4 protein-coding genes are annotated in these 6,417 nt (G+C 67.9%); 2 read left to right on the top strand and 2 right to left on the bottom strand.

What is annotated here, in order from left to right:
• The first annotated feature begins 55 nt into the window (after positions 1-55).
• Both C7444_RS10780 and C7444_RS10785 read left to right on the top strand, forming a co-directional pair.
• Entirely contained in the window at positions 56-760 is a 705-nt protein-coding gene (locus C7444_RS10780) for a haloacid dehalogenase type II (protein ID WP_110400852.1), read from the top strand.
• Between the two features lie 70 nt (positions 761-830).
• The gene (locus C7444_RS10785; RefSeq protein WP_110400853.1) at positions 831-3,038 is read left to right on the top strand and encodes a malate synthase G; all 2,208 of its coding nucleotides are present in this window, start codon (positions 831-833) and stop codon (positions 3,036-3,038) included.
• Between the two features lie 97 nt (positions 3,039-3,135).
• Here C7444_RS10785 and C7444_RS10790 read toward each other — a convergent pair whose 3' ends face one another.
• Positions 3,136-5,322, bottom strand: coding sequence for a tetratricopeptide repeat protein (locus C7444_RS10790; protein WP_110400854.1), 2,187 nt, complete (start codon positions 5,320-5,322; stop codon positions 3,136-3,138).
• The gene (locus C7444_RS10795) at positions 5,315-6,307 is read right to left on the bottom strand and encodes a hypothetical protein (RefSeq protein WP_146219373.1); all 993 of its coding nucleotides are present in this window, start codon (positions 6,305-6,307) and stop codon (positions 5,315-5,317) included. The genes C7444_RS10790 and C7444_RS10795 overlap by 8 nt, the downstream gene beginning before the upstream one ends.
• Positions 6,308-6,417 lie beyond the last annotated feature (110 nt).

Consider the following 6,417-nt stretch of genomic DNA (forward strand, 5'->3'; position numbering starts at 1 on the left):
ATCCATGCACAAACTGGTTATCAATCATCGGATAAGTATCTAATACAGTGCAGCCATGGACAAGCCCGCTGCTCCCGCCCCCCGCGCCGTGCTCTTCGACGCGTACGGCACGCTGTTCGACGTCTACAGCGTCGGGCTGACGGCCGAGCAGCTGTTCCCCGGCCGCGGCGAGGCGCTGGCGCTGCTGTGGCGCGACAAGCAGATCGAATACACCCGGCTGGTGACGATGAGCGCGGCCGACGGCAGCCGCTACCGGCCGTTCTGGGACCTGACGCGGGCCGCGCTGCGCCATGCGGGCGCCCGGCTGCAGCTGAAGCTGGACAGCGAGGCCGAGGAGCGGCTGATGAACCAGTACCGCCACCTCAGCGCCTTCCCCGACGTGCACGAGGTGCTGCTGGGCCTGAAGGCGCGCGGCATCCCCGCGGGCATCCTGAGCAACGGCGATCCGGCGATGCTGGGCATCGCGGTGCGCAGCGCCGGGCTGGAATCGCTGCTCGACCACGTCATCAGCGTCGAGCCCGCCCGGGCCTTCAAGACCGACGCCCGCGCCTATGCGCTGGGCCCGCGGACGCTGGGCCTGCCGGCGCGCCAGATCCTGTTCGTCTCCAGCAACGGCTGGGACGCGATCGGCGCGACTTGGTTCGGCTACAGCACGCTGTGGGTCAACCGCGCCGGCCTGCCCCTCGAAGGACTCGACACCGAACCCACCCGCATCGGCCACAGCCTGCGCGACGTGCTGGGGTTTTTTGCGGCCCCGTGAGCCGGGGCGCCCGCCAGCCTTCATTCTTTCCTCCTCCCTCCTTCTTCCGCACACCCTCGAGGCATCCACCATGACTGCACGCACCACCCTCCACGGCCTGCAAGTGGCCACCGAACTGTTCCGCTTCATCGAGGATGAGGTGCTGCCGGACACCGGCGTGGCCTCGGCCACGTTCTGGGCCGGCTTCGACGCCATCGTCAGCGACCTCGCGCCGAAGAACGCCGCGCTGCTGGCCGAGCGGGATCGCCTGCAGCTCGAGATGGATGCCTGGCACCGCGCCCACCCGGGCCCGATCACCGACATGGCGGCTTACCAGGCCTTCCTGGCGCGCATCGGCTACCTCGTGCCCTCGCCGGACACGGTGCAGGCCACGACCACCCGCGTCGACGCCGAGCTGGCGCTGCAGGCCGGCCCGCAGCTGGTGGTGCCGATCCTGAACGCGCGTTATGCGCTGAACGCCGCCAACGCCCGCTGGGGCTCGCTGTACGACGCGCTGTACGGCACCGACGCCATCTCCGAGGCCGACGGCGCCGGCAAGGCCGGTGGCTACAACCCGGTGCGCGGCGCCAAGGTCATCGCCCGCGCCCGCGAGGTGCTCGACCAGGCCGCCCCGCTGGTCAGCGCCAGCCACCGCGACGCCACCGGCTACAGCATCGAGGCCGGCCAGCTGGTGGTGCGCCTGCGCAGCGGCACCATCACCGGCCTGAGCGACCCGACCCAGCTGGTCGGCTACCAGGGTGACGCCGCCGCGCCGAGCTCGGTGCTGCTGGCCCACCACGGCCTGCACCTGGACGTGCAGATCGACCGCAGCACCGCCATCGGCGCCACCGATGCGGCCGGCGTGTCCGACATCGTCATGGAAGCCGCGCTGTCGACCATCCTCGACCTGGAGGACTCGGTCGCCGCGGTGGACGCCGAGGACAAGGTGCTGGCCTACCGCAACTGGCTGGGCATCCAGCTGGGCACGCTGACCGAAGAAGTCAGCAAGGGTGGCAAGACCTTCACGCGTCGCCTGAACCCCGACCGCCTCTACACCGCGCCCAAGGGCAGCGGCACGGTCTCGCTGCACGGGCGCTCGCTGATGTTCGTGCGCAACGTCGGCCACCTGATGAGCAACCCGGCCATCCTGTGGGGCGCCGAGGGCCGCGAGATTCCCGAAGGCATCATGGACGCCGTGGTCACGACGACCATCGCCCTGCACGACCTGCAGCGTCATGGCCGCAACGGCATCAGCAACTCGCGCCAGGGCTCGGTCTACATCGTCAAGCCCAAGATGCACGGCCCGGCCGAGGTGGCCTTCGCCGCCGAGCTGTTCGGCCGCGTCGAGCAGCTGCTCGGCCTGCCCGACAGCACCGTCAAGCTGGGCATCATGGACGAGGAGCGCCGCACGTCGGTGAACCTGAAGGCGTGCATCGCGGCGGCCTCGTCGCGCGTGGCCTTCATCAACACCGGCTTCCTCGACCGCACCGGCGACGAGATGCACACCGCCATGCACGCCGGCCCGATGATGCGCAAGGGCGACATCAAGTCCAGCGCCTGGATCGCCGCCTACGAGCGCCGCAACGTGCTGATCGGCCTGTCCTGCGGCCTGCGCGGCCGCGCCCAGATCGGCAAGGGCATGTGGGCCATGCCCGACCTGATGGCCGCGATGCTCGAGCAGAAGATCGCCCACCCCAAGGCCGGCGCCAACACCGCCTGGGTGCCCTCGCCCACCGCCGCGGTGCTGCACGCGCTGCACTACCACCAGGTCAGCGTGGCCGCGGTGCAGCAGGGCCTGGAAGCCGAGGCCGCCACGCTGGAAGCCAGCGGCCAGCAGGCCCGCCTGCTCGACGACCTGCTGACCGTGCCCGTGGTGGCCGAGGCGAAGTGGTCGGCCGAGGAGCGCCAGCAGGAGATCGACAACAACGCGCAGGGCATCCTCGGCTACGTGGTGCGCTGGGTCGACCAGGGCGTGGGCTGCTCCAAGGTGCCCGACATCAACGGCGTCGGCCTGATGGAGGACCGCGCCACGCTGCGCATCTCCAGCCAGCACATCGCCAACTGGCTGCAGCACGGCGTGGTGACCGAAGCCGCGGTGCGCGAAACCTTCACCCGCATGGCGAAGGTAGTCGACGGCCAGAATGCGGGTGATCCGCTCTACAAGAGCCTGGCCGAGAACCCCGATGGCGCCGCGTTCCAGGCGGCTCAGGATTTGGTGTTCAAGGGCAAGGAACAGCCGAGCGGGTACACCGAGCCGCTCCTGCATGCGTGGCGGTTGAAGGTGAAGGCCGGGGCTTGATCACCGCCGAGTGGATGCGTCCGCGGGGCAGGGAGCTGCCCCAGCACCAAAAAAGCGCCGAGTTGGGCGCTTTTTTCATGGTGAACAACGTGGTGGGTCAATACAAGCTCAGTTGCCGGGCGGCCAAGTAATCCTGCTGCACCAGAGGGGCAAGTGCGTCATCCTGGGCGGTTTGGTACACCGACAGGGCCATGCGGAAGTCGTCGTCCAGCTCATCGAGCTGCGGTTCGCCGCTGGCATTCTCGACAGCTTTCAGCGCGGCACTCAACTCATCCGGCAAGCGGGCTTGCCGGTCTTGGCGCACGCGGATCAGCGGGGCCAGCTCTTCAAACCGCCCGCGCAGACTGCCCCACTCGGCGGCGCCACCACTTTGCTCGGTGGCATACATGCGTAGCGCGGCAAGCACGCCGTCGCCGGGGTGTTGCCCGGTGTGTTGCTCCAGCCATGCCCGGGCGCTGGGCCAGCCTTGCTCTTGAGCAATCAGCCAGGCTTCTTCGGCCTGCCAGCGCACGTCCTGGGCCGGGGCGTTCTGGCTCAGAGCTTGGCGGGCTTTGCCAAGCTCTCCGGCTTGGCGCCACAGCGTGGCGCAGCCCAGGTCGGCCAGCCCTTGTAGTCCGGTGCCAGCGGCTTGCTCCAGCGGTGCCAGGGTTTGGGCTGGGCCTTGCGGGCGTGGGGGCTGCGGCTTGCGGGTCGGTTGTTGGCCGGATGCCAGTTGCTGGAAGCGGCGTTGCAGGTTGTCCAGCACGCCTTGAGCTTTCTTGTCGTTCGGGTCGGCCACCCGCTGCGCCCAAGCCAGCGCGGCCTGGGCTTCAGCCACCTGCCCCAGGTCGATTAGCACGCCGGTCAAGGAGCAGCAAATGGGACCGTCATGAAAGCGTTGTTGCGCCTGCCGGTACACCGCCAGCGCCGCTTGCGGCCCCTGGGCGATGCGCAGGGTGTTGCCCAGGTCAGCCCAGCACACAGGGTTGTCGGGAAAGCGGCGGATGGCGGCGCGGTACACCGCCTCGCCTTCGGCCACTTGCCCGCGCATGGCCAGGGCGTGGCCGAGTTGAGCGTGTACTTTGACCTCGTACGGAAAACGCCTACGGGCGTACCAGAACACGGTCTGGGCACCTGGCCAGTCGCCCAGCTCATCCAGTGCCCGGGCGACCACTGACCATGCTTGCGGATTGCCCGGTGCCCAGAGCACGGCCTGCTGACCGAGTTGCAAGGCCCAGGGGGCATCGCGGGCGGCGTTGGTTTGGTGGTCAGAGGACTTGAGCAGGAAGTCGGCGAGGCGGCAGTAAGAACGCACCAGAAAGTGGGCATCGCCAGTTTCTTGGGCGTAGTGGGCGTTTTGGGCCATCAAGCCACGCAGTTGGGGCGCTACCTGTGCACGCTGGGCGTCAAACCGATGAAGGAGGGGCTGAACCTCATCCACCCAATGGGGAGCCTCCAAGGGTCTGCGCCCGCTCCCGGCGGCCATTGGCTGGTTGATGGCGGGCCAGCGCTCATCCAGCCAATGGCGCACCGGACGGACGGCGTCTTGCGAGCGCACCGTCAAAGCATCGCGCAAACGGGCTTGCCAGTTTTTGCTGGACATCGGGTACACCGCGCTCAGGAAATCCAGTTCGGCCAACCACTTGCGCTTCTGCTCGGTCTGCTTTTGCGGTGCGTCCCCGGCGTGGCGGTACAAGCTCAGGCCGTAGTCCAGCAGGCCACCGACCAAGGCGGTAGGCAGCCCTTCGGGCATCTGGCCGTCGTCATTCACCGGCATGCGCCGCAGACCAAACAGCGCCAGCGCCGCCCAGCGCGGCTGGCCTTGGCGGCACAGGCCCATCCAGAAGGGCAGCAGGTCGCGGTTGGTCTGGTGCAGGGCCAGGGCCCGCAAAAAAGCACTGCGCGGGTCACGCGAGGCAAAGCTGGGCTGGCGGTTCAGCCAAGCCCAGAGCGTGGGAGCACGCTCACGGCACCACGCCACGCTGTGTGGCAGCGACAGGGTTTGCATCAGCACCCCGGCCTGGGTCAGCGCCAGGGCGTATTGCTTGGGCGTGGCCTCGGGCGGTAGGGCGTTTTGGCGCAACTGCTGGCCTAGCCAGCCTTGCAGGGCAGTGTCCAGCGTGTCTTCCAGGGCCGTCGGCAAGAACTGCGGCAGGGCTTGGGCGGGCTCCAGCGCGGCGTAGGCCCCCAGCCAGACGCCGCTCATCAGCAAACGACCCAGCGCCGCGACTGGCTCTTGGGCCAGGGCGTCCAGCCACGCCTGGGCGGCAGCGTCCAGCGGAGCAACAGTGGCAGCGTCAGACATGGTTCAGCTCACAGGCAAAGTCGTCACGGTCGCAGTTGAGCTGCAACCAGCTCAGGTGCCAGCGCCGCTGCTGGGCCAAGTCGGCTTGGTGCGGGCGCGAGATCAGACCCCAGCGCACGATGTGCTCGGGGCGGTAGTCCAGGTAAGAGTGGATCAGCTCCAGGCCCATGCGGTAGTCCGATTCGGTGCGGGCTGGAGCCAGATTCACGGCCCGGCCTTGCTCGTACACCGCGCCTTCGATGCCTGCGCGGGCGGGAGTCGGGAAAAACCAGGGGTTGAGTGTGCCATCCAGCACGGTGGGGATGCAAAAGCCCTGGGTGCGCGCTGCACGGGCGGCGTGCACTTCCTTGACCGTGTAGCGCATCAGCAGCACCGCTTCGGTACGGCCGGGCGCGGGGTTGAGGTGGCCCAGCCCCAGGTGATCGCGCAGGCGGTCGACCCAGTCGGGTTGAGCTAGCAGATCAGTCACTTCATCGGACGTGGTGGCAAAGCTGGGGTAGAGGTTGCGCCGGTTGTTCCACTCGTCCACTACCCGCTGCAACAGCGTGCGGGCGGCGTCGGGCATGGGGCCGGGATTGGTGGTGGCGTCGCGGACACTGCGCTCCAGCTCGGCCTGATCCACGCTACTGCCCTTCAGCGCCCAGGACACTTGCTCCAGCCGGTAGAGAACGACGTTGTCGTCAATGCCCGTCCAGAAGTTGGGGCCGCTCAGTGCTGCGTTGAAGGTATCAGGGACAGAGCCCTCGTCCTTTTCGACGAACTGGTGTTCATCCAGATACCGGACGCGGTGCTGCTGCCAGAAGGCATCCAGATTCGACAGCGGGGCAGCACCCAAGGTATGGGCGTAACGATGCAACCGGGCGGCGGTCACGCGTTCTTCAATGGCGAAGTTCTCGTACAGGGCGCGCTCGCCAGCGGGCAGCGCAGGCTCCGAACGTCGGGCGCGGATGAGGGACTGGAGCGACGCCACATTTGCCAGATTCATTTCGCCAATGACTCCCTAGAGCGTGTTATGAACTTTCCCCCGGGCCGTGGTGGGCCAGAGCTAGCCTGAAATCGTGACCAGAAAACCCTACCCGAGCGACATCAGCGAAG

Source organism: Sphaerotilus hippei (genome assembly GCF_003201595.1).
GTDB lineage: Bacteria > Pseudomonadota > Gammaproteobacteria > Burkholderiales > Burkholderiaceae_C > Sphaerotilus > Sphaerotilus hippei.

Bases quoted from the DNA above. Each gene is read 5' to 3' on its own strand.
- C7444_RS10795 (WP_146219373.1), bottom strand. From the start codon at position 6,307: ATGAATCTGGCAAATGTGGCGTCGCTCCAGTCCCTCATCCGCGCCCGA.
- C7444_RS10790 (WP_110400854.1), bottom strand. From the start codon at position 5,322: ATGTCTGACGCTGCCACTGTTGCTCCGCTGGACGCTGCCGCCCAGGCG.
- C7444_RS10780 (WP_110400852.1), top strand. From the start codon at position 56: ATGGACAAGCCCGCTGCTCCCGCCCCCCGCGCCGTGCTCTTCGACGCG.
- C7444_RS10785 (WP_110400853.1), top strand. From the start codon at position 831: ATGACTGCACGCACCACCCTCCACGGCCTGCAAGTGGCCACCGAACTG.